The 25,765-nt window shown below is 66.9% G+C and carries 21 protein-coding genes and 1 pseudogene; 12 read left to right on the top strand and 10 right to left on the bottom strand.

Translation table 11 applies throughout. From position 1 onward, the window contains the following. Positions 1 to 888 (top strand): cyclopropane mycolic acid synthase family methyltransferase, encoded by an 888-nt coding sequence (locus tag QQ25_RS06800; RefSeq protein WP_082017445.1) that lies wholly within the window; start codon positions 1 to 3, stop codon positions 886 to 888. Here the strand turns inward: QQ25_RS06800 and QQ25_RS06795 are convergent. Next, positions 885 to 2,132, bottom strand: coding sequence for a KasA/KasB family beta-ketoacyl-ACP synthase (locus QQ25_RS06795; RefSeq protein ID WP_039377975.1), 1,248 nt, complete (start codon positions 2,130 to 2,132; stop codon positions 885 to 887). The genes QQ25_RS06800 and QQ25_RS06795 overlap by 4 nt on opposite strands. Positions 2,133 to 2,239: 107 nt before the next feature. Here QQ25_RS06795 and QQ25_RS06790 point away from each other — a divergent pair, with 107 nt between their 5' ends. Further along, positions 2,240 to 3,073 carry an NYN domain-containing protein gene (locus QQ25_RS06790; protein ID WP_039315002.1) on the top strand — a complete coding sequence of 278 codons (834 nt, stop codon included), beginning with the start codon at positions 2,240 to 2,242 and terminating at the stop codon, positions 3,071 to 3,073. Here QQ25_RS06790 and QQ25_RS06785 read toward each other — a convergent pair. The 4 genes from QQ25_RS06785 to QQ25_RS06770 all read right to left on the bottom strand — a co-directional run bounded on the left by QQ25_RS06785 (position 3,060) and on the right by QQ25_RS06770 (position 6,980). Next, positions 3,060 to 4,151 (bottom strand): galactokinase, encoded by a 1,092-nt coding sequence (locus QQ25_RS06785; RefSeq protein ID WP_039377974.1) that lies wholly within the window; start codon positions 4,149 to 4,151, stop codon positions 3,060 to 3,062. The genes QQ25_RS06790 and QQ25_RS06785 overlap by 14 nt on opposite strands. After that, a complete protein-coding gene (locus QQ25_RS06780) occupies positions 4,148 to 5,179 on the bottom strand; it encodes a patatin-like phospholipase family protein (RefSeq protein ID WP_039377972.1) in 1,032 nt (343 codons plus the stop codon). The genes QQ25_RS06785 and QQ25_RS06780 overlap by 4 nt, the downstream gene beginning before the upstream one ends. A 148-nt stretch (positions 5,180 to 5,327) precedes the next feature. After that, positions 5,328 to 6,674, bottom strand: a complete 1,347-nt coding sequence (locus QQ25_RS06775; RefSeq protein ID WP_052235688.1) for a cytochrome P450 — start codon at positions 6,672 to 6,674, stop codon at positions 5,328 to 5,330. Between the two features lie 93 nt (positions 6,675 to 6,767). Then, on the bottom strand, positions 6,768 to 6,980 hold the full coding sequence (locus QQ25_RS06770) for a hypothetical protein (RefSeq protein WP_039314992.1): 213 nt from the start codon (positions 6,978 to 6,980) through the stop codon (positions 6,768 to 6,770). A 269-nt stretch (positions 6,981 to 7,249) separates the two neighbouring features. Here QQ25_RS06770 and QQ25_RS06765 point away from each other — a divergent pair, with 269 nt between their 5' ends. Beyond that, the gene (locus QQ25_RS06765; RefSeq protein ID WP_039377970.1) at positions 7,250 to 7,912 is read left to right on the top strand and encodes a sensor domain-containing protein; all 663 of its coding nucleotides are present in this window, start codon (positions 7,250 to 7,252) and stop codon (positions 7,910 to 7,912) included. A gap of 171 nt (positions 7,913 to 8,083) precedes the next feature. On the opposite strand, the gene QQ25_RS06760 is transcribed toward QQ25_RS06765, so the two are convergent. Then, positions 8,084 to 9,187: a fatty acid desaturase family protein gene (locus tag QQ25_RS06760; RefSeq protein ID WP_039378555.1), complete on the bottom strand. Its 1,104-nt coding sequence runs from the start codon at positions 9,185 to 9,187 to the stop codon at positions 8,084 to 8,086. A 204-nt stretch (positions 9,188 to 9,391) separates the two neighbouring features. Between QQ25_RS06760 and QQ25_RS31520 the strand changes: the two genes are divergently transcribed. After that, on the top strand, positions 9,392 to 9,526 hold the full coding sequence (locus tag QQ25_RS31520) for a hypothetical protein (RefSeq protein WP_264020645.1): 135 nt from the start codon (positions 9,392 to 9,394) through the stop codon (positions 9,524 to 9,526). Between the two features lie 147 nt (positions 9,527 to 9,673). Next, positions 9,674 to 10,354: a sensor domain-containing protein gene (locus QQ25_RS06755; RefSeq protein WP_039377967.1), complete on the top strand. Its 681-nt coding sequence runs from the start codon at positions 9,674 to 9,676 to the stop codon at positions 10,352 to 10,354. Between the two features lie 13 nt (positions 10,355 to 10,367). Here the strand turns inward: QQ25_RS06755 and stpK7 are convergent, their stop codons facing one another. After that, the gene (stpK7, locus tag QQ25_RS06750) at positions 10,368 to 12,170 is read right to left on the bottom strand and encodes a serine/threonine protein kinase StpK7 (protein ID WP_039378554.1); all 1,803 of its coding nucleotides are present in this window, start codon (positions 12,168 to 12,170) and stop codon (positions 10,368 to 10,370) included. Between the two features lie 196 nt (positions 12,171 to 12,366). On the opposite strand from stpK7, the gene QQ25_RS06745 reads away from it, so the two are divergent. Both QQ25_RS06745 and QQ25_RS06740 read left to right on the top strand, forming a co-directional pair. After that, complete coding sequence (locus QQ25_RS06745) at positions 12,367 to 14,742, top strand: lysylphosphatidylglycerol synthase transmembrane domain-containing protein (protein ID WP_039377965.1); 2,376 nt, start codon at positions 12,367 to 12,369, stop codon at positions 14,740 to 14,742. A gap of 504 nt (positions 14,743 to 15,246) precedes the next feature. After that, positions 15,247 to 17,196 carry an SNF2-related protein gene (locus tag QQ25_RS06740; RefSeq protein WP_039377963.1) on the top strand — a complete coding sequence of 650 codons (1,950 nt, stop codon included), beginning with the start codon at positions 15,247 to 15,249 and terminating at the stop codon, positions 17,194 to 17,196. Here the strand turns inward: QQ25_RS06740 and QQ25_RS30945 are convergent. Then, positions 17,180 to 18,328, bottom strand: a complete 1,149-nt coding sequence (locus QQ25_RS30945) for a DUF7159 family protein (protein ID WP_039377962.1) — start codon at positions 18,326 to 18,328, stop codon at positions 17,180 to 17,182. The two genes, QQ25_RS06740 and QQ25_RS30945, sit on opposite strands and share 17 nt — an antisense overlap. Before the next feature lie 145 nt (positions 18,329 to 18,473). Between QQ25_RS30945 and QQ25_RS06730 the strand changes: the two genes are divergently transcribed. The 3 genes from QQ25_RS06730 (at position 18,474) to QQ25_RS06720 (ending at position 20,516) form a co-directional block, all read left to right on the top strand. Next, positions 18,474 to 18,926: a hypothetical protein gene (locus QQ25_RS06730; protein WP_039314978.1), complete on the top strand. Its 453-nt coding sequence runs from the start codon at positions 18,474 to 18,476 to the stop codon at positions 18,924 to 18,926. Positions 18,927 to 19,076: 150 nt separating this feature from the next. Continuing rightward, a complete protein-coding gene (locus QQ25_RS06725) occupies positions 19,077 to 20,216 on the top strand; it encodes an inorganic phosphate transporter (protein ID WP_039314975.1) in 1,140 nt (379 codons plus the stop codon). Positions 20,217 to 20,231: 15 nt separating this feature from the next. Next, positions 20,232 to 20,516, top strand: a complete 285-nt coding sequence (locus QQ25_RS06720) for a hypothetical protein (protein ID WP_039314971.1) — start codon at positions 20,232 to 20,234, stop codon at positions 20,514 to 20,516. Between the two features lie 16 nt (positions 20,517 to 20,532). Here QQ25_RS06720 and QQ25_RS06715 read toward each other — a convergent pair whose 3' ends face one another. Further along, positions 20,533 to 21,432, bottom strand: coding sequence for a cutinase family protein (locus QQ25_RS06715; protein ID WP_039377960.1), 900 nt, complete (start codon positions 21,430 to 21,432; stop codon positions 20,533 to 20,535). Positions 21,433 to 21,634: 202 nt separating this feature from the next. On the opposite strand from QQ25_RS06715, the gene QQ25_RS06710 reads away from it, so the two are divergent. Beyond that, complete coding sequence (locus tag QQ25_RS06710) at positions 21,635 to 23,326, top strand: PE-PPE domain-containing protein (protein ID WP_039377958.1); 1,692 nt, start codon at positions 21,635 to 21,637, stop codon at positions 23,324 to 23,326. 153 nt (positions 23,327 to 23,479) lie between these two features. Next, positions 23,480 to 23,620: pseudogene (locus QQ25_RS30070) on the top strand (IS481 family transposase); the annotation flags it as partial. A gap of 323 nt (positions 23,621 to 23,943) precedes the next feature. Here QQ25_RS30070 and QQ25_RS06700 read toward each other — a convergent pair. Beyond that, positions 23,944 to 25,602, bottom strand: coding sequence for a DUF7937 domain-containing protein (locus QQ25_RS06700; RefSeq protein ID WP_039377956.1), 1,659 nt, complete (start codon positions 25,600 to 25,602; stop codon positions 23,944 to 23,946). Positions 25,603 to 25,765: the final 163 nt, after the last annotated feature.

Here is a 25,765-nt window from a genome sequence, read left to right as displayed (position 1 = left end):
ATGGCCGACGGGATGGCGGGGACGGCGCAGATGCGCCCGTACTTCGAAGACGTTCAAGCCCACTACGACCTGTCCGACGACTTCTTCGGGCTCTTCCAGGACCCATCCCGCACCTACAGTTGCGCGTTCTACGCGCGCGACGACATGACGCTGGAAGAAGCCCAGATGGCCAAGATCGACCTGGCTCTGGACAAACTGGGCCTGCAACCGGGAATGACGCTGCTGGACATCGGGTGCGGTTGGGGCGCACTGATGAAACGCGGGCTGGAGAAGTACGACGTCAACGTCGTCGGTCTGACGCTGAGCCGAAACCAGTACGCCTACTGCCAAAGCCTTTTGGACCAGGCCGACACCCGCCGCTCGCACCAGGTGTGCCTGCAGGGCTGGGAGCAGTTCGACCAGCCGGTGGACCGCATCGTCAGCATCGAGGCGTTCGAAGCCTTCGGAAAGTCACGCTACGCCGCCTTTTTCGACACCGTGCACCGCGTACTGCCACCCGACGGTCGCATGGTGATCGAGACGATCTTCACCCACCCGATCAAGTACTGGCGTGAGCACAACATCCCGATCACCTTGTCCGACATGAAGTTCACCCGGTTCATCGGCAAGGAGATCTTTCCCGGCGGTCAGCTGCCCTCGGATCAGGACATGCTCGAATTCTCCTCCGACGCCGGCTTTTCCACCGACGACCTGCAGCTGATGAACACCCACTACGTGCGGACGCTGGACACCTGGGCGGCCAACCTGGTCGCCCACCGCGACGAGGCGATCGCCACCACGTCCGAAGAGGTCTACGACCGCTACATGCACTACATCACCGGCTGCGCCGACTTCTTCCGCCGCGGCATCTCCGAAGTCGCGCAGTTCACCTTCACCAAACAGCCCTAGTACGCACCGAACGTCAACGCGACGTTGTGCCCGCCGAACCCGAACGAGTCGCTGATCGCGTAGTGGTAATTGCCCAGGCGGGGCTGATCGACCACCACGTCGAGGTCGATCTCGGGATCGGGGTTCTTCAGGTTGAGCGTGGCCGGGATGATCCCGTCGCGCAGGGCCTGCACGGTCAACACCGCATCCACCGCGCCCGCCGAACCCAGAGAGTGCCCCAGCGCCGCCTTCGGCGCGTACACCGCGGGGACCGCGCGGCCCAGCGCCCTGTGGAGAGCCCTGGCCTCGGCCGCATCCCCGCAGCTGGTTCCGGTGGCATGGGCGTTGACGTGGTCGATATCCGCCGCGGTGAGACCGGCCAGCTCGATGGCCCGGGTGATGGCATCCCCGGCGCGCTCCCCCGTCGGATCGGGCCGGACCGCGTCGTAGCAGTCGCTGGTCATGCCGCAGCCCATCAGCCGGGCCAGGATGGGGGCGCCGCGCGCCTTGGCGTGCTGCTCCGTTTCGATCAGCATCAGGGCACCGGCCTCGCCGAACACCATGCCGTCGCGATGCTTGTCGAACGGTCGGCACGCGGCCGCCGGATCGTCGTTGTCCGTCGCCATCATGCCGCCCTGGGCGAATGCGGCGATGGGCACGGCCTCGATGCAGGTCTCGACACCGCCGCAGATCGCGACATCGGCATCACCGAGGATGATTTGCCGCCAGGCCTGCGCGATGGCCGCCGCACCCGACGCGTCGGCCATCACCGGAGACATCACCCCGGCCTTCGCCTGCCGCTGCAGCCCGACCGCCACGGCAGGCGCATTCGGCATGTACTTCTGAATCGACGTCGGCGCCACGGCGCGCAGCCCTTTTTCCTTCCAGGTGTCGTACTGCAGGATCATTTCCTCGGTGGTGCCCAAGGCCAGCCCGATCGACACCAGCAGGCGCCGGGTGTCGATCTCGGGGGAACCGGCGCTCTCCCAGAGCCGCCGCCCCAGCACCGTGGACATCTGGCCCATATACGAAAGCCTGCGCCGCTCAACACGAGTCAGGATGTCATCGAAGTTCTCGGTGAGCTGCCCGGCGATCCGGACCGGAAAGTTGAACTCCTCGACAAACGGCTTGTCCAAGGGCCGGATACCGCTGCGGCCCTCCAACAACAGCGCCCACGTCTCCTCGGCATCGGACGCAAGGGAAGTGGTCGATGCGATCGCGGTGACGACGACATCGGCGAATCGACCTGCGGCCTTCGCGAGCATGCGCTGAGTTTCCCGATTCTCCTTTGCGAGCCGAATATTTGCTACAAAGTAGTTCCCACTTTAGAACTGCATATACCCACATACGCCCGAATTGTCAGACTGGAAAAATGACCGAACCCGACACCCGCGTCGCGGTCTACCTGGACTTCGACAACATCGTCATCTCCCGCTACGACCAGGTCAACGGCCGCAACTCGTTTCAGAAGGACAAAGCCAAGGGCCTGGAACCCGACAAGCTCACCAAAGCCACCGTCGACGTCGCCGCCATTCTCGACTTCGCCTCATCGTTCGGCACGTTGGTGCTCACCCGCGCCTACGCGGACTGGTCGGCCGACGTCAACGCCGGCTACCGCGAGCAACTCGTCGGCCGCGCCGTCGATCTGGTGCAGCTTTTCCCCGCCGCCGCGTACGGCAAGAACGGCGCCGATATCCGGCTGGCCGTCGACACGGTCGAGGACATGTTCCGGCTCCCCGACCTCACCCATGTGGTGATCGTGGCGGGCGACTCCGACTACATCCCGCTGGCCCAACGCTGCAAACGGCTGGGCCGTTACGTCGTCGGCATCGGGGTGGCCGGCTCGTCGAGTCGGGTACTGGCTGCCGCATGCGACGAGTTCGTCGTCTACGACTCACTGCCCGGCATCCCGACGCTGAGTCCCGAGCCGGAACGGCAGCCGCAGAAGCGCACCCGCAAGAACGAGGAACCTGACCCGCAGGCGCAGGCCACCGCGCTGCTCAACCGCGCGCTGCAGATCGGCCTGGAGAAAGACGACGTCGAATGGCTGCACAACTCCGCGGTCAAGGCGCAGATGAAGCGGATGGACCCGTCGTTCAGCGAAAAGTCGTTGGGATTCAAGTCGTTCAGCGATTTCCTGCGGTCGCGATCCGATGTCGTCGAGTTGGATGAGAGTTCGACGACGCGGATGGTCAAGCTCCGGTAGCCGGCCCCGCTCCAGCGCCTGCGTGCGTCCTGGTAATCGTCGGCTCCGGGCACCCGGCCGCACTCACCGCCCGGGCTACCGCCTCACCGACCGCCGTCACCCGCTCATCCGGCACCAGTGCGATGACGCAGCCACCGAACCCGCCGCCGGTCATCCGCGCCCCGAAAGCACCGGCCTTCTCCGCAGTTTCGGCGATCAGATCGAGGTGGCCTGTGGTGATCTCGAAGTCATCGCGCATCGAGGCATGCGATGCCGTCCACAGCGCACCGACGGTCGTGAAATCCGCGGATTCCAGTGCCGCAACGCAATCGAGGACGCGCCGATTTTCGGTCAGCACATGGCGCGCCCGTCGGGCATCGACCGGATCTCTGACCGCCTGCAGCGCCGACACGTCAGGAGCCTCGCGAAGCGAGGGCACCCCGAGATCGGCGGCCGCCCGCTCACACGATGCCCGCCGGGCCGCGTACTGGCCACCGGCGTGCGCGTGCCGGGCCCGTGAGTCGATCAACAACAGCGCCGCGCCGGCGGCCTCCGGATCGAAGGGCACCGGCTGCACGGTGACATCGCGGAAGTCGATCAGCAGCGCCTGCCCCGGAGCACCGAACAACGACGCCAGCTGATCGAGTAGTCCCGTTGGCGCACCGACATACTCGTTCTCGGCCTGACGGGCGATGTACGCCTGTTCGACGGGATCGAGATCGTCACCGACCGCGGTGAGCAGCGCGCCGAGCACCGCGCATTCCAGCGCCGCCGACGATGACAGCCCCGACCCGATCTCGACCTCACTGGTGATCGTCATCCGCCCGCCCGGTACCGCAATCCCGGCATTCGACAGCGCCCACACCACCCCGGCGACGTACGCCGCCCAGCCCGTCACCTCTCCCGGCACGGTATCCACACCGATGCGCGCGGGCCCGTCGCCCAACGAACTCGACACCGAAAGCACACCCGACGAGTCCGGATCGAAGCTCACAACGGTCTTCTGCGGCAACGCGATCGGCAGGGCGAACCCCGCGTTGTAGTCGGTGTGCTCGCCGATCAGATTGACCCGGCCCGGGGCGTGGTAACGGATCGTCAACGTCCACCCACCCGATGCGCCTGGCGGAAGCGCTCCAGATAGGCCGGCCAGTCCCAGGTCGACAGGAACTCCGTCGCCCCCGCATATCCCTTCTCGTACAGCGCCTGGGCCTCGTTGCGCGAGATGTCGAAGTCCAGCACCCCGACGTCGGTCGAATCCACCTGGATCGCGCGGACCTTCACCCACGGCTGGCTGAGGTGGGCCTGGTCGTGACCGACCAGCATCGTGGAGATCAAGCTCTCCAGGAACGTCGGACGGCCGAAGCTCAGCATCCCCAAACCGGGAATGAGCTGCTGCGCCGACGGTGCGGGCAGATACGGCACCACCGTCACCCCGAAGGTCGGCCACCGCGGCTCCGCGCCATCGGGGCGGTCGAAGGAGTCGATCGGAAAGTTCGACAACACCCCGCCGTCCACCAACGTGCACGGTTTCCCGTCGGCGGTCTTCAACGTCACCGGGTGGAACAGGTACGGAATCGCCATCGAGGCCCGCACGGCATCGGCGACGAGCTGCTCATCGGGGTCCAACCCGTAGACGCGCCGGTAATCCCATGGCAGACGTACCAATTGACCGGTCGTCAGGTCGGTCACCGTGACCGTCAGCCGATAGCGCCGCTCGGGCAGCAGATTGTCGTCGTCGACGGCCAGATCACCAAAGGTCTTGACGCCCAGGTTCTTCAGCTCCCCGCGAATCCAGTCATAAGCGAAGTCACCGCGATAGATGCCGGTCTCACGCAGCAGACCCCACGCCGTGCCCAGCACGGGGATGCTCTCGATCGGCCCGCTGTCGCGGAACTTGCGGTACGGCACGCTCAGCGCCAATTCCCGCAACTGGTCGCTCGTCACGTCTCCGCGTTGCACCGCGGCGGCCACCACCGCACCGACGAGTGAGCCGGCCGAGGTGCCCGAGATCCGTTCGATCGCGTACCCCGCGTCCTGAAGCGCGGCGACGGCACCGACCAGGCCGATGCCCTTGACTCCGCCCCCGGAAAGCACGAGGTCCGCACGGTGCGGAGATTTCGCAGCCATGGCCCCAGCTTGGCATGGCTGCCTGACAATCGGCCGTGTTCTCGTCGTTGACCGCTGTCTCAGGGGTGTCCGCGGCGCAGACCGTCAAGATTCTTGACGATGTTCCTCCGCACCGTGGCCGCCAGTTGTCGATCGACCGGGACCGGGGTCACCGACTCCGCGGTGCCGCGGTTACTGAAGTGACCGCCAGGTCGTGCGTGTCCCGCACCGCTCGCACACAGATCCGTGCCCCGCGGTGCGGCACCAGCGTCACATGCTTGACGCGTTGGCCCTCGTCGGCAGCCGTCGTGGCGAAAAGGTCTACCCGGCGCAGGATCTCGCGCAGCACCACCCGTAACTCGACCATCGCGAACGTTGCACCCAGGCAGCGGCGGTTGCCGCCGCCGAACGGAAACCAGGTGGTGGGGCCGAGAGTCACGCCGAGCATCCGGTCGGGATCGAACCGGTCGGCGTCGGGATACACATCGTCGCGGTCGTGCACCAGCCCGATGCCCGGCGCGACCATCACGCCGGCCGGTAGCCGGTAGCCGGCCAAATCGATCGGCTGCTTGAGCACCCGGCCCACGTCGAACACCACCGGCCGGATCCGCAACGTCTCCTTGGCGACCGCGTCCAGGTATTCGTCGTCGCCTTCGCGCGCGGCCTTGACCGCCTTGTCCAGCACCGCGGGATGACGGGTCAACCGTTCCAGCGCCCACGACAGGGCGGTCGCGGTCGTCTCATGCCCGGCCACGATCAAGGTCATCAACTGGTCGCGCAGTACGCGATCGGTCATGGTGTGCTCGCCCGCATCCGCGGACCGCACCAGCATCGCCAGCACATCGGTGCGGCCCGCCAAGTCGGGGTCGGCACGTCGATCCGCGATCTCGGCGAACAGCAGCCGGTCCGCCTCGGCGATATCGCGCTGCAGGCGCCGCCACGGGCGCCGCCGCTGCAGGCCGGGGCTGGCCAGCGCCAGCGTCTCCCACGGACCCACACTGAGCAGCCTCGGCATCACCGACCGCAGCGCGGACAGCCGGGCGGGATCTGACGCCCCGATCACCGTCCGCAGGATCACCTCAAGGGTTATCTCCGCCATCTTCGGTGCCACCGGGAAGGTGGTACCCACGGGCCAGCCGGAGATGTTCGCGGCGGCGATCTCGGTCATGATCTCGGTCTGGCGGGCCACGGCGTCGCGGTGAAACGGCGGCAGCATCTGGCGCCGGCGTTCGTGGTGTTCGTCCTCGTCGATCACCAGCACGGAGCTGTCGCCGAGCAGCGAACTCAGCACCGAATTCGCTTCTCCGGCATGGAAGATGGTCGGATCCCCGGCGAACACCACCTTGATGTCAGCGGGATCTGCCAGGTACACCATGGTGCCCATCGCCGCGACCCGCAGCGTGAACACGTCGCCGTAGCGGCGTCGACAGGCCGAGACGAATCGCGGCCAGTAACGCAGCATCAAGAAGCCCTGCACCGACGGGGGCAACGGAGGCCCCGGAGGTAACCCCACCATTCCCCCACCCTACGAGCCGTGGTCACGCTGCGGAACCGAACACAGCCAGAGGCCCGGACACCGGCTGCGTCCGGGCCCTGGCCTCCCCCCGGCCTACTTGGCGTGGTTGCGCTGGTGGTGGTGATGGGTCGCCGACCCGGGCTGCGGCATGTTGTGCTGGTTCGGGAAGGCCTGGTGCGAGCTGACCGACGGGCCGTTGTTGGCGACGGAAGCGTCGGCGTGGGCGGTGGCGGCACCCAGGGCGATCAACGCGGGGGCAGCGGCGAGGGTGAAACCGGCTGCGATGCGGCGGGCGATGGTGGTCATGTCGACTCCTTTGTCGGATAAGGCTTTTGGTGTTGGTTCCGGTGTGTTCCGGTGTTGAGATAAGAATGCGCCGCCGCGGGCCCCGGCTGTATCGACCGAACGGCCCATCGACCGGACGAAAGTCGTGTCCCCCGATCGGGGGAACGCGCCGAGTTCTCAGCGGAGACGGCGGCGCTTCATCGGAGCGCCCTGCTCCGATCACCAAATTGCCGTCAGCCGCGGCCCGCGATCGTGCTTAGGATCAGCAAACAGAAACTGAGGGGGATCCCATGGGCATCCATCCGAGAGCCGCCGGCATGGCAGTGTGCGCTGCCCTGCTGACCGCCTGCGCCCCCGCGATCCCCGACTCCGACGGCCCGCAGGTCGACGTCCTGGGCAGCATGATGGCCAGCGAATCCGAGATCAACATCGTGATGAACGCCGAGGTCAGGCCCAAGACCGCGCTCCGCGCCCCGATGACCAACGCCAACTACCAGCCGCTGTCCCGCCCGGAGTGCATCGTGGTCATCGGCAACGGGATGGAATGGGTCTACGGCAGCAGCGGCTACCGGGCGTTCCGTGAAACCCAGCTCGCCGATGACGCCGACGACGTCGAGGTCGACCAGGCCATCGCCCGGTTCGACAACCCCAAGGCCGCCGAAGCCATGGTGGCCCGCACCGTCGACATCTGGCGTCGCTGCGGCAACGACACCCTGACCTTCAGTTACGACGGCGGCAAGACCACCGATGCCCGCCGGATGGCGGCCCCCACCGTGCTCGACGGCGTCGACATCACCCACGACGAGCCACTGGATGTCACCGACCGCATCACCCACCGCGCGATCCTGGCCGTCGACGCCTTCGTCGTCGACCTGCGGATCAGCGGCTACGACATCACCGACCGTCAGACTGTTCAGCTGGCCAAGATCATCGCGGGCCGCAACGCGCTCTAATATGCTGTGCTACAACGTATTACAACTGGTTCGCGCGCAACGTTGACACGACCACCGCATCGGCGTGTACTGAAGGTTCAGGGCGCGCCACCCGCTGATCGACAGCTTCTCCCTGTTCGACTGAGCATGGCACAGGGACTGCAGAAGTTACGTTCCTTTTCGGGATCCCGGTCAGGTGGGTGGCGCCGCTCGGAACACAGCTCGCCATCCCGCATCCGGCAGTGCGAGTTTGAATATCGTCCGCAGAGTCTGCAGGTATTGACGGGCGAGAGAGCCGCTGGTGTAGGGCAGATTGTATTTCTCGCACACGCCCCGCACCTGCACGCTGATCTCTGCCATGCGATTGCTGGGCAGATCCGGGAACAGGTGGTGCTCGATCTGGTAGCACAGGTTTCCGCTCGAAAACGCCAACACCGGACCGGCTTTGAAATTCGCCGCACCCAGCATCTGCCGCAGATACCACTCGCCGCGACTCTCGTCTTGCAGGGTTTCCGGGCCGAACCTTTCCGCCCCGTCGGGGAAATGCCCGCAGAAGATGACCATGTGCGCCCACAGGTTGCGCAGCACATTGGCACCAAGATTCGCCACCAGGGTTCGCTTCCAGCGCCGCCCGCTCAATGCCGGCACAACGATGAAGTCCTTGGCGATCTGGCGGCCGATCTTGGCGCGCAACGCCTGTCCCGCCGCGTTGCGCCCGGCCTCGGTGTCTGCCCGATCGCGGGCAGAGTAGAAGTCGTGTAGAGCGATACCCCACTCGAAGATCATGGCCAACAGCACATTCCGCAGCGGCTGCACCAGATGTTGACGTTCCCATTGCTGGTCACGGCTCATCCGCAGGATGCCGAAGCCGAGATCGTCGTCCACGCCCAGAACGTTGCTGAACACGTGGTGGTGGTAGTTGTGCGAATAGCGCCACTGCGACGACGGGCCCACCTGGTCCCACTCCCAGGTGGTGGAGTGGATCTCAGGATCGTTCATCCAGTCCCACTGACCGTGGCCCACATTGTGCGCGATTTCCATGTTCTCAACGGATTTCGCATAGGCCAGCGCGACCGTTCCGGCCAGCACGCCGGCCTTCGACGGTGCGCCTGCGATCAGCAGCCGGGCCGCGACGTCGAGGGCGCGCTGAAACACGATGGTGCGCCGGATGTAGGCAGCATCCCGTGCGCCGAGCGATTCTTCGACATCGCGGCGGATGGTGTCGAGTTCGGTTCCGATCGCGTCGATGTCTGCGCGACTCAACTTCGCGTAGGCGGCGATATCTCTGATTGTCAGCTTTCCCGGTCCGTCTGTGTACGGCGGCATGGTCCGGGCCACCTGGGTGAATGCCCTCAGCCTAGGCGTCGCCGCGAATCCCTGCCACAACCCGACGTCGGGGCGGGCTGAGAACCCCGACGGCGAGTCGCGACCTGGCAGCGTTTCTTCCCGTAGGGTCGGGGAACCGGGACCGATACAGGCCCCCACATCAAAGGGGCCGACATGGCCGACAAATCACCGCGACAGAGCCTGGCGAAGAAGTCAGGCAAATCCCTCAAAGAGAAACGCGCGGTCAAACGCGCCAAAGCCGGTGATGCGTCATCCACGGATGACGTGCTGAACATCAAGAAGCGCTAACCCTTCCGGATCCGTTTCGGCACCGCGTTCCCCGGCCATCACGGTGCTGCTGTGACCGGTGTGGCCGCAGATGCTCACAGCATGCTCGAACACTGCGCGCGACCCCTCTGACCGTTTACGATCAGCAAACACGGTCAAGGGGGTCTCATGTACGTGCGACGTGCGGTCATCCCAGCCATCGCGGCTATCGCATTGGCGGGTGTTGTCCTCAGCGGGTGCAGCCCTGGGCAAACCGAGATCGATGCGGGCCCACAGGTCGACGTCCTCGGCAGCATGCTCGCCAGCGAATCCGAACTCAACACCATCCTGGCCACCACGGGGCTGCGCTCCAAGACCGCGCTGCGTCAGCCGGCCAGGCTCGACGCCGACGAGCACGCGTCGCGCCCGGTGTGTCTGGCCGTCATCGGCAACGCCATGGACGAGATCTACCGCGACAGCGGATTCCGCCAGTTCCGCGAGTCCCTGTTCGCCGACGATGGCGACGACCTCGAGGTCGACCAGGCCGTCACGGCGTACGACACCCCCACGGCCGCACGCGAGGTGGTCACCCGCACGGTCGACACCTGGCGACAATGCGCGGGTGAGAGCCTGGTGATCAGCTACGACAGCAACCGTCAGCCCAGTACCTTCGCGCTCGGCAACCCGAGTGTCGTCGACGACATCGATGTCACCAATGAGCAGTCCCCGACCAGCCCCCAGCAGGGCAGCCGCCGCGCGATCCTGGCGGTGGACACCTTTGTCATCGATGTGCGGATCACCGGAACCAACCTGACCGATGACCAGGTGGTGCGACTGGCCAAGGCCATCGCAGGCCGCAACTCGGTGTGAGACGCGAAAACCCTCAGCGGGTGGCGCCGTTGATCACCGGCTCGGTGATCATGCCCTTCTCCACACCCCACATCGTCGCGATCGTGCGGTACTCCCCGGTGTCGATCACATGCTGCAGCGCCAACCGCAACGACTCCGCCAAACCCGACCCTTTGGCCACGGGCCAGCCGTAAGGCGCGGAGTCGAACACCTCACCCGCCGGCTCCAACGCACCGCCGCTGAGCTTGATCGCGAACCCCGCGACGGGTGAGTCGGCGGTCATCGCGTCGACCTCCCCGGCGATCAGCGCCGCGGTCACCTCGTCCTGATGGGTGCGCACCACTTTCTCGATGGGCGGCAGCCCGGCTGCGACGCACGCATCCGATTTGGCCGGGACCTCCTGGGTCTCCTGAATCGTGCTGTACTTCACGCCGACTCGTAGCCCACAGGCCGATCCCGGGTCGGCCATCGACCCGGCCCGCCGCGCCCACAGCGTGCCCGCCTCGAAGTAGGTGACGAAATCGGCCTGCTGCTCGCGCTCGGCAGTGTCGGTGATCGAGGACATGCCGACGTTGAAGTTTCCGTCGGCCACCGAAGGCAGGATCCCTTCGAAACCGGTCTCGCGGAAGTCGGGCACCAATCCCATGGTGCGCGCCACCGCCTTCATCAGATCGACGTCGAACCCGACGATCTCGCCGCTGGAATTCTTGAACTCGTTGGGCGCGTAGGGCACGTTCACCCCGATCACCAAACGGCCGGAATCGCGGATCTCCGCCGGCACCGTCTTGGCGATCTTGTCCACCGCACCGGACGGCGCCTCCACCGGACCCGTGGTCGAGGCCGAATCCGCCAAGCTCGGGTTGCGCCCCGGGCCGCCGTCGCGCAGCTGCCACACCCCCACCGCGCACAGCGCCGCCACCACCACCGTCGCGCCGGCGATCGCGGCCGCCTTCTTGGACACCCGAACGCGCGTCGGAACGCGTTGCGCCGAATGCCGCCCCGACCGTCCGGTGGTGCGCACCGGAACCATGAGCGCGGCCCGCGCCGCGGCCGCCAGGTCACCCGCACTTTGATAGCGCTTGGACGGCTTCTTGGCCATGCCCTTGGCGATGACGTCGTCGAAGGCCGCCAGCCGCGGGTCCTTCTCGGAGGCCCGCGGGGGCGCGGACACCATGTGCCCGGCGATCTGCTGTTCGAGGCTGTCGGACGGATACGGCCGTTCCCCGGTCAGGCATTCGTAGAGCACGCAGGCCAGCGCGTAGACGTCCGACCGCGGATCGATCTTGCCTGCGTCGAACCGCTCCGGCGCCATATAGGCCAGCGTGCCCAGGGTGCTGCCGGCGGTCGTCATGCCCGAATCCCCCGCGGTGCGGGCCAGGCCGAAATCGATCAGGTACACGAAATCGTTGTGGGCGATCAGGATGTTCGACGGCTTGACGTCGCGATGGGTCAACCCGGCCTGATGCGCGCTGTCGAGCGCCTCGGCGACCTGCTCGATGATGCCCACCACGAAAGCCGGGTCCAACGGCTTGCCGGTCTTGGTGAGCATCACGCCGAGGTTGCGTCCCTCGATCAGCCGCATGTCCAGATAGAGCCGGCCATCGATCTCGCCGTAGCCGTGGATCGGCACCACGTGCGGATTGCTCACCCCCGCCGCGGCGTGCGACTCCCTGCGGAACCGTTCCTGGAAGGTGGCGTCCTGCGCCAGGTGCGGCGGCAGGACCTTGAGCGCGACGATGCGGTCGGTGTCGGAATCGTAGGCCTGGTAAACCTCGCCCATCCCGCCCCGACCGATCAGCTTCTGCAGCTGATAGTGCCCGAATGGGGTTGCGTCCACCGGCATGCCGCGAAGTTACATCACGTTGATCGCCCGTGTTGGTCCAGATCACACCGCACCGGCGAAAATTGTCGCGCGCGGTGACCAATGGGACCGATGTGAAATCGATACGGTCCAGATCACCACCAAATGCCGATATCGATATGCGATCCGGCTACCTTGGTCGCGGGCCGACGACAAGCAGCGAAGGGGGAACATGCGCGTTGACGGACGGGACATCACCGTCACCGGCAGCCTCCTGCAACCGCCGACCCGACGCACCAACGACATCCTGCGTCTGACGCTGGCCGCGATCTTCCTGGCCATCGTCATCACGAGTTCGCTCATCACGCGCTACGAGTGGGAGACGCTGGAGCGGTCCATCTCCGAGATCGTCGGCGTGCTGACCCCCACGCAGTCCAACCTGGTCTACCTGCTCTACGGCATCGCGATCGTGGCGCTGCCGTTCGTGATCCTGGTCAGCCTGATCCTGTCCCGGCAGTGGAAACTGCTGGGCGCCTACGCGGCCGCGGCACTGATCACCATGCTGTCGCTGTCGATCACCGCCAACGGCATCGCCGCGCCTCGATGGCATTTTGACCTCGGCGACCGTCTCGACACCACGCTGTCGCAGTTCCTCGACGATCCGCGTTGGATCGGCATGCTGGCCGCGGTGCTGACCGTGTCCGGGCCCTGGCTGTCGCGTCGGCTGCGGCGCTGGTGGTGGACGCTGCTGCTGGCGTTCGTGCCGATCCACCTCGTGGTCAGCGCCGTGGTGCCGGCCCGGTCCCTGCTCGGCCTGTCGGTGGGCTGGTTCGTCGGCGCCCTGATCGTGTGGGTCGTCGGCACCCCTGCACTGGAGGTCCCGCTCGACGGTGCGGTGCGATCGCTGGGCCGGCGCGGATTCGTGGTCTCGGCTTTCACCGTGGTGCGACCGGCAGGCGCCGGGCCACTGATGCTCGATGCGGCGTCGCAGGATCCCGACGCGACCGCGGTGGTCGAACTGTACGGGCCGAACCAGCGCAGCGGCGGCGCGGTCCGCCAGCTGTGGCGCAAGTTCCGGCTGCGCGCCAACGAGACCGCGCCCCTGCAGACGTCGATGCGCCGCGCCGTCGAGCATCGCGCCCTGATGGCCATCGCAATCGGCGACCTCGGCCTGGCCAGCACGTCGACCATGTCGGTGGCCGCGCTGGACCGCGGCTGGACGCTGTACGCGCACAACCGCAAACGCGGTTTGACCCTGGACCAGTGCACCGACGAGATCACCGTCGGGCGGGTGTGGAATGCGTTGCGCACGCTGCACGACCACCAGATCTCCCACGGCGACCTGCGCAGCAAAGAGATCACCGTCGATGACGGTGCGGTGCTCTTCGGTGGATTCGGCAGCGCCGAATACGGGGCCACCGACGCGCAGTTGCAGTCCGACATCGCCCAACTGCTGGTCACCACGACTGAGCTGTACGACCCCGAGTCGGCGGTGAGTGCGGCGATCGAGGCGTTCGGCCGGGACACGGTGCTCACCGCGTCACGCCGGCTGACCAAGTCCGCGGTACCGGCCCGGGTGCGGGCCGACGTTCCCGACGCCAAGGCGGTCATGACGGCCGCGCGCGACGAGGTCAAACGGCAGACCGGTGCCGACCAGATCCAGGCCGAAACCATCACCCGCTTCACCCGGACCCAGGTGATCCAACTGGTGCTGCTGGTGGCTCTGGTCTATGTCGCCTACCCGTTCATCAGCACGGTGCCGACGTTCTTCTCCGAGTTGCGCACGGTGGACTGGTCGTGGGCGCTGCTCGGGCTGACCGTCTCGGCGCTGCGGTATGTCGGCGCGGCGGGCGCGCTGTGGGCCTGTGCCGACAGGCTGGTGAGTTTCCGCAACCTCTCGATCATGCAGGTGGCCAACACCTTTGCCGCCACCACCACGCCCGCCGGGGTCGGCGGCCTGGCCCTGAGCACCCGGTTCCTGCAGAAGGGCGGGCTTTCCACGACCCGCGCAACGGCGGCGGTGGCACTGCAGCAGTCGGTCCAGGTGATCGTGCACGTGATCCTGCTGATCCTGTTCAGCACCGTGGCCGGGGCCTCGGCCGATCTGTCGCACTTCGTGCCGAGCGCAACGATCCTGTACCTGATCGCGGGCGTGGCGCTCGGCCTCATCGGCGCGTTCCTGGCCGTGCCCAAATTGCGGCGCTGGCTGGCCTCCTCGTTGCGGCCCAAGCTCAAAGAGGTCACCGACGACCTGGTCAAACTGGCCCGCGAACCGCAACGCCTGGCCCTGATCGTGTTGGGCGCGGCGGGCACCACCCTCGGTGCGGCCCTGGCACTGTGGGCCAGCGTCGAGGCGTTCGGCGGAACCACCTCATTCGTCACCGTCACGGTGGTGACCATGATCGGCGGCACCCTGGCGTCGGCGGCTCCCACCCCCGGCGGTGTTGGCGCCGTCGAGGCGGCTCTGATCGGTGGCTTGGCCGCGTTCGGCGTGCCCGCCGCGATCGCGGTGCCCGCGGTGCTGCTCTACCGCGTGCTGACCTGCTGGCTACCGGTGTTCATCGGCTGGCCGGTGATGCGCTGGCTCACCGAGCACGACATGATCTAGACCCACGTTCGCGGACTGGTTTGGCGTCGCGGCAGAGTTCGGCGTGTCGCGGCCGGTGGGCGGCTGTCGAGTTGCCCGGCTGTCAGCGACAATTCAGCGACAATCGCCACCTGGGCACCTCGAGCATCACGTGTCACGCGAACGATCTGAACTCGCGTCACTCGAGTGCGCGTCAGCCTCGTGCGTCACAGAAATCGGGCTGCCCGCCTGCGAGCGACAGTGTCGCTGAGAGCCGGACACTGGACGGGTGAGGCTGATGGGGCCGATGGCGCTGGATTGGTGAAAGCGCTCAGCGACAATGGGTTTGGCGAGGTCCGTGTTACCGGTGTGGCGATTGTCGCTGAGAAGTCGCTGACAGGCGGGCACATCGACAACGCCGGAGAAATTCGCCGGAGAAATTCCCGAATACGCCCGCGCCGAGGACCAAATTGACGTGGACGGCAATGGCAATCCCGGATGATCCGTGCAGTCGGCGACCCCGGTCAGGTGCCATGATGATGTGTCATGGACAGCGCAGATCCCACCGAGCTGATCCGCCATGCCGATGCCGCACTCGCAGGTGTCGGCAAACTTCGTGCCGAGGTCGCCGACCAGATTCGCGCCGGCACCGACGAGGTGGTGACGCAAACGCTGCAATCGGCGTCGCTGCAACACCTGCGCCCCTATCTGGCGCGCGGCGCCCGCCTGGGCGGGCTGGCCAACTCCGACTACCGCACCGTGCACGACATCCACACCGTGCCGGCGCGGCTGTTGACGCAGGTACCCGGTGTGGACATCGAGGCCGCACAGGCGGTGCAGGCAGCGGCCCAGGCGATGGCCGACCACATCCGCACCACCACGCGGCCCCGGCTGCGCGCCGGGCAGGACACGGAGCTGCTGACCTCACTGCTGACGCTGGTTCAGGCCGATGTGCCGGTCAAGCAACTGCGCCGGCTGATGCCGCGGCTACGCAGCCACACGGCGTCGGATCAGCTGCGCGAATCGGTGCGCGTGCTACTGGACCGCATCGACGACGCCCGCCACTTCGAGGGCGACGTGTGGGCGCACTATCGCACCGACCCCCGTCCCATCGACCAGCTGCTGAGCGAATTCGCGTCCGGGACAACCGATGTGGATGCCGCCCAGGGATTCGTCGGAGCGGAGGTGGCCGCACTCGTCGAGCAGACCGTACTGAACCGCTCCCTGCTGCGCACCGAACTGCGCGGATACCAGGAGTTCGGCGCCCGGTACGCACTGGCACGTGAGCGGGTGCTGCTCTGCGACGACCTGGGGCTGGGCAAAACCCTGCAGGCGCTGGCCGTCGCCGCGCACCTTTCCGCGGCCGCACAGCTTCGCCACGCCCTGGTGGTGTGCCAGCCCAACACCGGAATCCATTGGGCCGCAGAGACAGCCAAGCACACCGCGCTGCGGGCGATCGAGATCCGCGGCAGCGAACGCGATGCGCGCCTTGAGAGTTGGAAGACCGCAGGCGGTGTCGCCATCGTCTCCTACGACACCCTGCAACGCATCAAACTGCCCGAACGCCCAGGGCTGGTCATCGTCGACGAGGCGCACCTGCTGCGCGACCCGAAATCCGACCGGGCTCGCGCCGTCCGCAACGTGCTGACCTCCGACAACCGCGTGTTGTTTCTGTCCGGCGTCTCGATGCACCAGCGGATCGGCGGATTTCGCCACCTGGCCGATTTCCTGCAGCCCGATGTGGCGGGCAAGGTGGCGCCCAACGCGGGCGAACGCGGATCGATCGCCTTCCGCCGCGCGGTAGACCGGGTGTACCTGCGACGCGACTACCGCGATGTGGTCGACGAACTGCCGGCGCGGATCGCCACCGAAGAATGGGTGCGGCCCAGCCGCGCCGACCGCGAGCGGTACCGGCAGGCCGTCTCCAGCGGCAACTTCAGCGCGATCCGGCAAGCAGCCTGGCCGTCCGGCTCACCGGCACCTGCGGCCAAGCTGGACCGGCTCATCGAACTCACCAACGAGGCCCACATCGACGGGGCCAAGGTGGTGGTGTTCTCACATTTTCCGGCGGTGCTGGATGTGATTCGAAAAGCATTGCCCGCCAATATCTTCGGACCGGTCGACGCCTCGGTACCCGACCAGCAGGCCGTCGTCGACGCATTCGGGACCGAACGCGGCCCCGCCACGTTGCTGGCCCACATCGGTGCCGGCGCACTGGATCTGCGCCAGCTGAACGCCCCGGCGGTGTTCGTCATCGCCGAACCACAGTGGCAGCCCCGCACCGAACGGAAGATCGTCGGACGCACCCAACGGCTCAGCGAACTGCACACCGTGCGGGTCTACCGGCTGCTGGCCAGGGGCACCGTCGACGAGCCGATCCGCCGCCTGGCGCATCATCCCGACCAGGCCCCACCGCATCAAGACGAGGTGGTGCGGGCCGAACAGGCCCGGCTGGCCCGGGCCGGGCTGACCGCCAAGTTCAGTGGAACCGGTTGATGATCGGGATGCGCTCGATGATCCGGTCCCGCAGCCGCGGCTGCGGATAGGTCACCGGCGGCGGAACATACGGTGGCGGCGCGTAGACCGGCGCCGGTGGTGGTGCGGGCGCGGGCGGGACGTACACCGGCTCGGGCGCGGGGGCAGCAGGGGCCGGCGGGGCCTGGGCGGGACGCTGGTGGGCCGGCGGGTCGGCGGCCTCGACCGCCTGCGCGGGCGGCGGGGCAGCCGGAGTGTGCGGCGGAGCAGCGGGTGCCGGTTTGCCTGCGGGCTTTACGGCCGGCTTCTGCACCGGCTTCGGGGCCGGGCCCGCCTCGGGAGCAGATTCCTCGATGCTCGCGGTGTGCGCGGTTTCGGATACCGCGCCGGGATGCAGGTGCAGCCCGATGGCGGCCGACGTCGCGACGACGAGCGCCACCAGGGCACCGCCGACGATCGACGACAATGCGCCGACCTTGGTCAGGTGCACCGTCTTGACCGGTTCCGCAGCGGTGTTCACGGCGAGTGCCGCGGCCAGTCCGGCGCCTCGCGCGAACGCCAGATCGGATTCGGCCGAGGTGATCACGGTCGTCGGCAGGGCCTGGGCCAGCTCGGCCACGATCGGATCCTGGGCATCGGAGCCCAGGATGAACATCGCGGTGACGGGCCTCCCGGTGAGCGCCAAGAGTCCGGTGATGTCGGCGACAAACGAGTCGGACCGCTCGATGCGGTCGGCGCTGACGTCGTCGGGCGTCACGATCGCCACCACGGCGGCGTCAGGCTCGACGATGCACACCGCGATGTCGTCGTGCTCGGTGATCTCGGCGATTCCACTGGCCAGCATGCCGGCCGCCTCGATCTCCGAGACCGCGAAGACATTTCCGTAGCCGCGGTTGTCCAACGACTGCATGATGTGACCGGCGAGCGGCGCCGCGTCATTGGTCCACGTCACGCCGATGGCATGGATGCGATGTCCGCCTTCGAGCTCGGTGTCGTCCACCAAGCCGCGCAGGAGGCCGTCGGGGTCATAGCCGGCGACGTCCTCGAGCGAGATCGCGCCGCGATCGAGCGGATGCCCCTCGCCCGTCGTGCCCTCGACGAGCACCCACCGAACGGCTCTCGAAGTCATCGCGAGGCCGAGCACGAGATCCATACCGATCCCCCGATCTGCCTAGTCCTTCGTTGATCAGGCTACCGGTGTGACGGCGCTTACACGTGGGTGCGCCGATCTACGCGCAAACCCTTGCCTGTGGCATCGGCCTCCATTCATGCGGCGCCACACCATAAGCTCGCTGCATATGAGGTACGTCGCCGCCGTCTTGGCCACCACGTCATTGCTCGCCGGCTGCGCTGTCACGGGCAAGCCCACCATGGGCCCGGTGACCGATGAATGGCGGCAGGCCGTCGTCAAGGCGGTCGCAGGCCTCGGCACGCAGATGGGTCCGATCGCCAACGCGATGGTGACCGCGGACCACCGGACCGACTACGGCGCACTGCACAATGCCTGCAACGACATGCGCCACTACGTCGATTCGGTCCAGAACAAGGTGCTGCCCGGCCCCGACCTCAAAGTCAACGCCGCCCTGCGAGAAGGCCTCGACGGCTACCGCAGCATGGCCGACCAATGCGTGGCGATGACGCCGGCAAACAGTCCCGGTCGGCTGGCCAAGCTCGGCGCCACCATGGACGAGGCCCACCTCCACATCATCGACGCACTCAAGCTTCTCGGCGTCAGCGTCCCGAAGCGCTGAGACCAAGAGCACTGAGCCCGTATACGCGGAGCCGGATCCGGCTGCCACGCGGCCACCGTTCCGGGTCTACACCGCAAGGGCTCCGACGTGATGGAGACCTCAGCCAGTTAATTAGGTTTCCGTAGCGATTGTGTTCCACAATTATTCACCGTGTCGTTACAGTTCCTCCTGTTGTGCATTGTCGTTTTCACCGCCTTGATGTTCGACTTCACCAACGGATTTCACGACACCGGCAACGCGATGGCGACCTCGATCGCCAGCGGAGCACTCAAACCACGTACCGCGGTGGCACTGTCGGCGCTGCTGAATCTCGTCGGCGCGTTTCTGTCCACCGCCGTGGCCGCGACGATCGCCAAAGGCCTCGTCGACGCCGATCTGGTGACCCTGGAGCTGGTGTTCGCCGGGCTCGTCGGCAGCATCCTGTGGAACCTGCTCACCTGGCTGATGGGCATCCCGTCCAGCTCGTCGCACGCACTCATCGGCGGCATCGTCGGAGCGATGATCGCCGCCGTCGGAGGCCACGGCGTCATCTGGCACGGCGTCGTCTCGACCGTCATCGTGCCGGCGGTGTTGTCACCGCTGATCGCCGGCGTGGTGGCCTGTATCGCCAGCTGGCTGGTCTACCGGCTGATCCGCGGCCTGCCCAAGGACCGCACGATCGCGGCCTTCCGGTACGGACAGATCGGCTCGGCCTCCCTGATCTCGCTGGCGCACGGCACCAATGACGCGCAGAAGACGATGGGCATCATCTTCCTCGCCCTGATCTCCTACGGCGCGGTCGACGATTCGGCGACCATGCCGCCGTTCTGGGTGATCGCTGCCTGTGCCGTGGCCATTGCCCTCGGCACGCTCTCCGGTGGCTGGCGGGTGATCCGCACGCTGGGCAAGGGACTCGTCGATACCGAGGCTCCCCAGGGCATGGCCGCCGAAGTGTCGTCCGCGGCAACCATCCTGCTGTCCAGCCACTTCGGCTACTCACTGTCCACCACGCACGTCGCGACCGGATCGATCCTCGGCAGCGGACTGGGCCGTCGCACCGAGGTGCGCTGGGGCGTCGCGCGCAACATGGCCACCGCGTGGCTGATCACCCTGCCCGCTGCGGGCCTCGTCGGCGCACTGACCTACGTCCTGGTGCACGGCATCGGCGGCTTTGCCGGACCGCTGATCGGGTTCCTGGCGCTGATCGCCTCGACGGTGCCGATCTGGCTCAAGTCACGGAAGCCGCCGATCGACCACAAGAACGTCAACGACGCGTGGCAGGGCAGCCTCACCGCGGTCGAGGGCAAGTAGGGACGAGGACTTCACATGCACAACTGGATCAATCTCGTGGCGGTCGGCAAGATCCTGCTCTTCGGCCTCGCGGTCGGCGCATCGGTGCCGACCCTGTTCGCGATCGGCGTGCGCCTGCACATCGCAGGTGACGTTGCGGACGGTCCCTCAAACCCCCGAAACCGCTTGCTGGTGGGGCTGAGTTGGGTGATGTTCGCGCTGGTGCTGATCGTGGTGGTCGCCGGCGTGCTGTTCATCGCCAATGACTTCATCGGCCATCACACCGGTGTCTACGTGTGGGGCAACAAAGCTCACCGGTAGGCCCGGCGCTGCCGGCTCAGGCCAGCGGTGCGACAGGCGCCGGTACGGCCGGGGCCGGTGGCGCGGACCCGGGTGCGGGTGTGCTGGGTGCGGCCGGAGCTGCGGGACTCTGCGCCGGGGCCGGGCCGGGGAGGTTCTGCGGCGCCGGGCCCATGTGCTGCGCGGGCTGAGCTGCCTGCGCGGGCTGGGCAGGCTGCACACGCGACGGCTGCGACGGGCCGTGGCCCGCCAGGATCGCCGGCGGGGCGGGCTGGGGCGGCGCCTGCTGCGCCCAGGCGTCCTGCAGCTTGGCGGCCGCGAACGCGGCGCCCTGGTTCACGAGGCCGGCCTCCGCGTACTGCGTGTGGATGCCGAAACTTCTGCCCTGCGGGTCGCACACCAGGTCGTTGTCGACACACAGGTCGATTGCCTTGGCGGTGTAATTGGGCCCGACGACGACGGAAGGATTGTTGAGCACCTTCATGAATCGCGGCGACGGCTTTCCGAACAACGCGACGGCCGACACATGCTCAGCTATGTCCGGCGGCATGGGCGCAGGCACGTTGTCCGGTGAAATCCCATCGGGCACAACGCTGGCAGTTACGAAGCCGATGACCGCCGCGCCCTGCGAGAACCCGCCGAGCACCATCTTGGTGTCAGGGCAATTGGCGGCGGTGGCCAGAATGTGCGCTCGCGCATCGGCGATGCCCTGGACGGCGGTCGGGAAGTCGGTCGTGGCGGGATAGTCCACGGGATACACCTCAACGGACTTCGCACCGACGTTGGCGCGCAACGAGTTAACGAACGCCTCTCCGGTATCCCCCACGCCGGGCGCTTCCATGGTGCCGCGGGCGAATATCACCTCGGCATCCGGACACGGTGCCGCATTGGCGGACGGCATCGCCATGTTGCTCATCACGGAAGCCGCCCCCGCCATGACGGCAACCAAACCGGCACTTCCGAATTTCCCCACTAATTCACTGTGACATAGCGGAGCATAAAGCGCGCCCCGAGCAAGTGGAGGCATAGAGGTCCCTCAAGAACCAAAGAGAACTCTCAGGAAAGGGATATTCATGAATAGTCGGGGGAATTCGTCGTGCCGTGCGCACCGGCAGCGCAGATCTCGGCGCTGGTGTTCGATGCTGCTGGCGGGCGGCGTCGTCGTTGCGGTGTCAGCGGGGGTCACCGTCAGTACCCCGACGGCGACCTACAGTGCCGCAATCCGACTGGCCGGCACGACGATCGGAGTGGGGCCATCCTATGACGCGTTCGGGCTGACCATTCCGATGATGTTCTACGGCAGCATCGTCCCCGAGGGCGACTCGTTCCACACCGTCCCCTATCCCGCGCAGATCAGCATCAGCATCCCGATCATCTCGGATCTGCCTGGGCTGTCCGATCTTCCGTACTGGACGCAGTCTCTGAAACGGTCCGAAGCGATCGGCGCCGGCTACCTGCTGCAAGACATCGCCGCGACATCGGCCGGTGACAAGGTGAAGATCATCGGTGTATCGCAGGGCACGCAAGTTGCCGAGATCGCACGCAACGAGATGGCCAAGATTCCGGAATACGTTGCCAACGCGGACAATTACGAGTTCATCTTCGTCGGTAACCCGTATCAGCCCAACGGCGGCATCCTGACCCGGTTGGCCGCTTTGAGCGATCTGCCGGTACTGGGCGACATCTTCCCGCTCGGCCGTCCCGGACCCTCCGACAGCCCTTTCGAAACCACGTACTACCAAAATCAATACGACGGCCTCGCCGACTTCCCGGCATATTTCAACGTGCTGGCCCTGGTGAATTCCCTTGCCGGACAAGCATTCGGGCACGCCTTTCCCGGCTACGTACTGGAGTACCCGGACGCACCCAACGCCGTGACCACCAAGGTCGGCAACACCACCTATGTGATGCTGCCCCAATATCTTCCGCTGCTGGCGCCCCTGCGCATACCGGCATCGTTGATCGGCGCCGAGCGATTCGTCGATGCCCTGGACCCGGTGCTGCGCGTCTTCGTCGAGATGGGCTACGACCGCACCGCGGATCCGAGCAGAGTCAAGGAGTTCAGCTGGTTCGCCCCTGACGACAAGGTGGCCGAAGCACTCAACGAATTGCCGGCTGCGTTCAGGAAATCGGTGGATATCCTGCGCGGCGAGCGCTACATCCCCACCCTGCCTCAGCCGGTCGTCACCGACACGGAACCGGAGACACCACTGCCCGAGCATCCGGCTGAACCGGTGGGAACCTCGCCATTCGAGCAGGGACTGCGCCAGATTACGGAGGACATCGGTGCGGCGTTGTCGAACGCCACCCGGCCGCTGGCCGCGGTGTTCCAGGCCATCGGTGAGGCGACAGCGCCGCACAGGACCGTCGGCCCAGTCAGCCCGGTGGGCCCAGTGAACCCGGTCAGTCCCATTGCGGCGGATGTCAAGGCTGACAGCAAGGTCACCGCCGAGATCGACGCCAAGGTTGGCGCCGAGGCGGAGGCGGACGCCAAGGCCCAGGACGAGGCCGAGACCGAGGCCGAGGCCGGCAAGAAGCTGAAGTCCACACCGTTCGGCCGTCGCGCACTGACACGGCCCGACTCTCCCCGCACTGATTCGGCGCCCCGGTTGAGAGTTGTTCGGGACGCGGACGATTCGCAGGCGCGGGACAGCAAGACTCCGACCGCCGGGGAGTCAACGCGTGAGTCTGCACCGACTGCGGCCTCGGGCAGTGAGCAGCGCGACCGGAAGTCAGTTCGCGCCGCGACACCTTCGCCGAAACACGCCGCGAAGTCCGCGGACACTCAGCGCCACGGGGCTGCCAAGCGGCAGAGCGCGCAGGCCGGTTAGCGGTGACGTCCACGGGTGGGTCGGCCGGGCGACCTGGCCGGCTAGCTGTACTGACCACGGACGTTAGGTACGGCGTGGCGTGGTGACATAACGAAGACCTCCGAGTGAAGTGCGAGCTGTCTAGGAACGCACCAACTCACTTCGGAGGTCTTCGTGTCCCACCGTAATGCCCCTTTGTCAGAAACCGGGCGTCTGCGCCTGGCCCAGTGCATCGTTGATGACGGCTGGTCGCTACGGCGAGCCGCTGAACGATTCCAGGTCGCCGTGACCACGGCGGCCCGCTGGGCCGGTCGCAGCGGCATCAAGGGCACGTTGCTCGGCCTCCGCGCGCTTCCCCGATTCCCACAGCAAGACAATCTGCTCGCGCGGGGACAAAGTTCGCCCCTCGGACAAGGCACGGACCAGCAATTCAGTGCCACCGGCCGGGTCAGCGACTATCGCGTTGACGAGTTCGTCCAGGCGATGAGCGGGCAATGCGGGAAAGCCGGCTTCGGCACGAAACCTCTCGATGTAGGCCCTGACTCCGGCTGATCATCTTCGGGCACACCCGATGCTATCCAACCGATCCGGACCCCACGACTTTCCGCCGACGGCAGCACTTCCCGGTTGGATCGGCGTCAGCCCTCCGACGGCGGGCGCTGCGGACGACGCTGAATCCGCAGCGCCTGCGTCGGCACCTGAAGGTCGGTGGTCGGCGGGGCCGCCAGCACCGTCGTCGAATCCTCTTTGAGCCGAACAATTTTCGGGACAGCCGCCGCTCGCGGTTGCCGCACGATGGTCGGCGGCGCGAAGTCTTCGACGGCCGGCTTCGACGGCACGATCTCCGTGGGCGGTTCAGCCACCGGCTTGGCAGCACGGGTTTCGCGTCGCACCAGGTAACCGGCGAACGGCCCGGTGAACACCATGACCGCCAGTACGAGCAGGCTCAGCACACACACCGTGACGTCGAAGGTGCTGGTGATCTGCTGGGCCAGGTTGTTGCCGTAGATCGCTGCGGGCGTCGGCCCGGCGTACCGGGGCGCCAGGGCCACCCCGATGGCCACATTCGCGACGGTGAAGACAAACAACACCGCGCTGAAGGCCGCAGGCACGGTGGTCGACGTCAGGCCCTGTTCGAGCTGGCGGTGCAGCCACCGGGCGACCAGTGCGGTGACCAGATTGAACACCGTCATCGCGACGGTGTCGTATAACGCGCGCGGAAGGTCGAGGGACAGCGCGATCAGGAAATCGACCACCCGTAGCGCGGCGGCCGCGAACGCCCAGAACGCGATCAGCGTCAGGCACTTCTGTGCGGCGCCGCGGTAGGCACCGATGGTCGGCGGCTTGATCAGGAAGACGGCGTACAGCGTCGTCGGCGCCACGATGGCAGCGGCGGCCGCCCAGGCCAGATAGCCCTCGTAGCCGACGGCCGCCGTCGAGGTGTTCTGGGCGATGCCGTGGAACGCGTCGATATCGCGGCCGATGCCTGCCAGCCACACCAGCGTGGCGGCGATCGCGCCCGAGACACCGATGGCCGTGGTCGCCAGCCGCGCGGCCCCGGTGCGCTCGGTCAGCCAACGTGAGGCGAGGACCAGCGCGATCATCGCCTCCGCGCCGTAGAGCAACGTGGTGACGATGACGGCGATGTCATGCCCGCCGAACTCGACCTGGGTGACGAACAGATACCGCAACCGCCAGTAGAGGTTGAACGCGACCGACAACGTCGCCAGCGCAATCGACAGGAACCCGATCACCCGCGCTATGGCATACCAGCGGCGAAACTTGTTGTCCTCGACCGTGGTCGACGTGATGGGCGGCTGCCCCGCCAGCACCGCGCCTGCGACGCCCAGCAACATGCCCGGACCCACCCCCGGCGGCACCACGCCCGTGCCGCCGCCACTCACGGTCTGAACCAGGTGATAGCCGACGAAGCAGAGGACCACGACGACGTACCCGGCGCTCAGCGCGAGCCGCACGCGACTGGTGCGACGGACGTCGGGCTCGGGAGCGGCGAGGCGGAACGGCCCCACGTGGGGTGCCAACGCGGCGCCGATGGCCAGCACCGTCACGATGGCCAGCACCACGAATGTCGACCCGGCACTGCCCGGAACACCGAGGCCGAACTCCAGGTTCCAGGGCAGCAGCATCGCGAAGACGAGCAGCGCCACCGCGAGGCCGTCACGCACCCGGTTGGCCCGGGTCGGGACGTAGCCGACCCGCGCCGGACGCTCGGCGGCCGGCGCGGCCACCGTCGCCACCTGGACTGTGGCGGACGCGTCGTAACGCTCGTCGCTCACGTACCGATTCCTCTCTAGGAGTGACAACGCAACGGGACTCAACCAGCGTGCTCACTTTTGCTCCGGCGCACAAGCAGCGCTGGCAGCCGCACCGTTTGACCACCGAAGTCCGTTGCAGCTGTCCGGTAGCTTGGAAATGTCGGTCGGGGCTCGACGTACATCT

The sequence above is a fragment of the Mycolicibacterium setense genome, from assembly GCF_000805385.1.
Lineage (GTDB): Bacteria > Actinomycetota > Actinomycetes > Mycobacteriales > Mycobacteriaceae > Mycobacterium > Mycobacterium setense.
This window is presented reverse-complemented; position numbering and strand designations above follow the sequence as displayed.

Bases quoted from the DNA above. Each gene is read 5' to 3' on its own strand.
- QQ25_RS06800 (WP_082017445.1), top strand. From the start codon at position 1: ATGGCCGACGGGATGGCGGGGACGGCGCAGATGCGCCCGTACTTCGAA.
- QQ25_RS06795 (WP_039377975.1), bottom strand. From the start codon at position 2,132: ATGCTCGCGAAGGCCGCAGGTCGATTCGCCGATGTCGTCGTCACCGCG.
- QQ25_RS06790 (WP_039315002.1), top strand. From the start codon at position 2,240: ATGACCGAACCCGACACCCGCGTCGCGGTCTACCTGGACTTCGACAAC.
- QQ25_RS06780 (WP_039377972.1), bottom strand. From the start codon at position 5,179: ATGGCTGCGAAATCTCCGCACCGTGCGGACCTCGTGCTTTCCGGGGGC.
- QQ25_RS06775 (WP_052235688.1), bottom strand. From the start codon at position 6,674: ATGGTGGGGTTACCTCCGGGGCCTCCGTTGCCCCCGTCGGTGCAGGGC.
- QQ25_RS06770 (WP_039314992.1), bottom strand. From the start codon at position 6,980: ATGACCACCATCGCCCGCCGCATCGCAGCCGGTTTCACCCTCGCCGCT.
- QQ25_RS06765 (WP_039377970.1), top strand. From the start codon at position 7,250: ATGGGCATCCATCCGAGAGCCGCCGGCATGGCAGTGTGCGCTGCCCTG.
- QQ25_RS31520 (WP_264020645.1), top strand. From the start codon at position 9,392: ATGGCCGACAAATCACCGCGACAGAGCCTGGCGAAGAAGTCAGGCAAA.
- QQ25_RS06755 (WP_039377967.1), top strand. From the start codon at position 9,674: ATGTACGTGCGACGTGCGGTCATCCCAGCCATCGCGGCTATCGCATTG.
- QQ25_RS06745 (WP_039377965.1), top strand. From the start codon at position 12,367: ATGCGCGTTGACGGACGGGACATCACCGTCACCGGCAGCCTCCTGCAA.
- QQ25_RS06740 (WP_039377963.1), top strand. From the start codon at position 15,247: ATGGACAGCGCAGATCCCACCGAGCTGATCCGCCATGCCGATGCCGCA.
- QQ25_RS30945 (WP_039377962.1), bottom strand. From the start codon at position 18,328: ATGGATCTCGTGCTCGGCCTCGCGATGACTTCGAGAGCCGTTCGGTGG.
- QQ25_RS06730 (WP_039314978.1), top strand. From the start codon at position 18,474: ATGAGGTACGTCGCCGCCGTCTTGGCCACCACGTCATTGCTCGCCGGC.
- QQ25_RS06720 (WP_039314971.1), top strand. From the start codon at position 20,232: ATGCACAACTGGATCAATCTCGTGGCGGTCGGCAAGATCCTGCTCTTC.
- QQ25_RS06715 (WP_039377960.1), bottom strand. From the start codon at position 21,432: ATGGCGGGGGCGGCTTCCGTGATGAGCAACATGGCGATGCCGTCCGCC.
- QQ25_RS06710 (WP_039377958.1), top strand. From the start codon at position 21,635: ATGCTGCTGGCGGGCGGCGTCGTCGTTGCGGTGTCAGCGGGGGTCACC.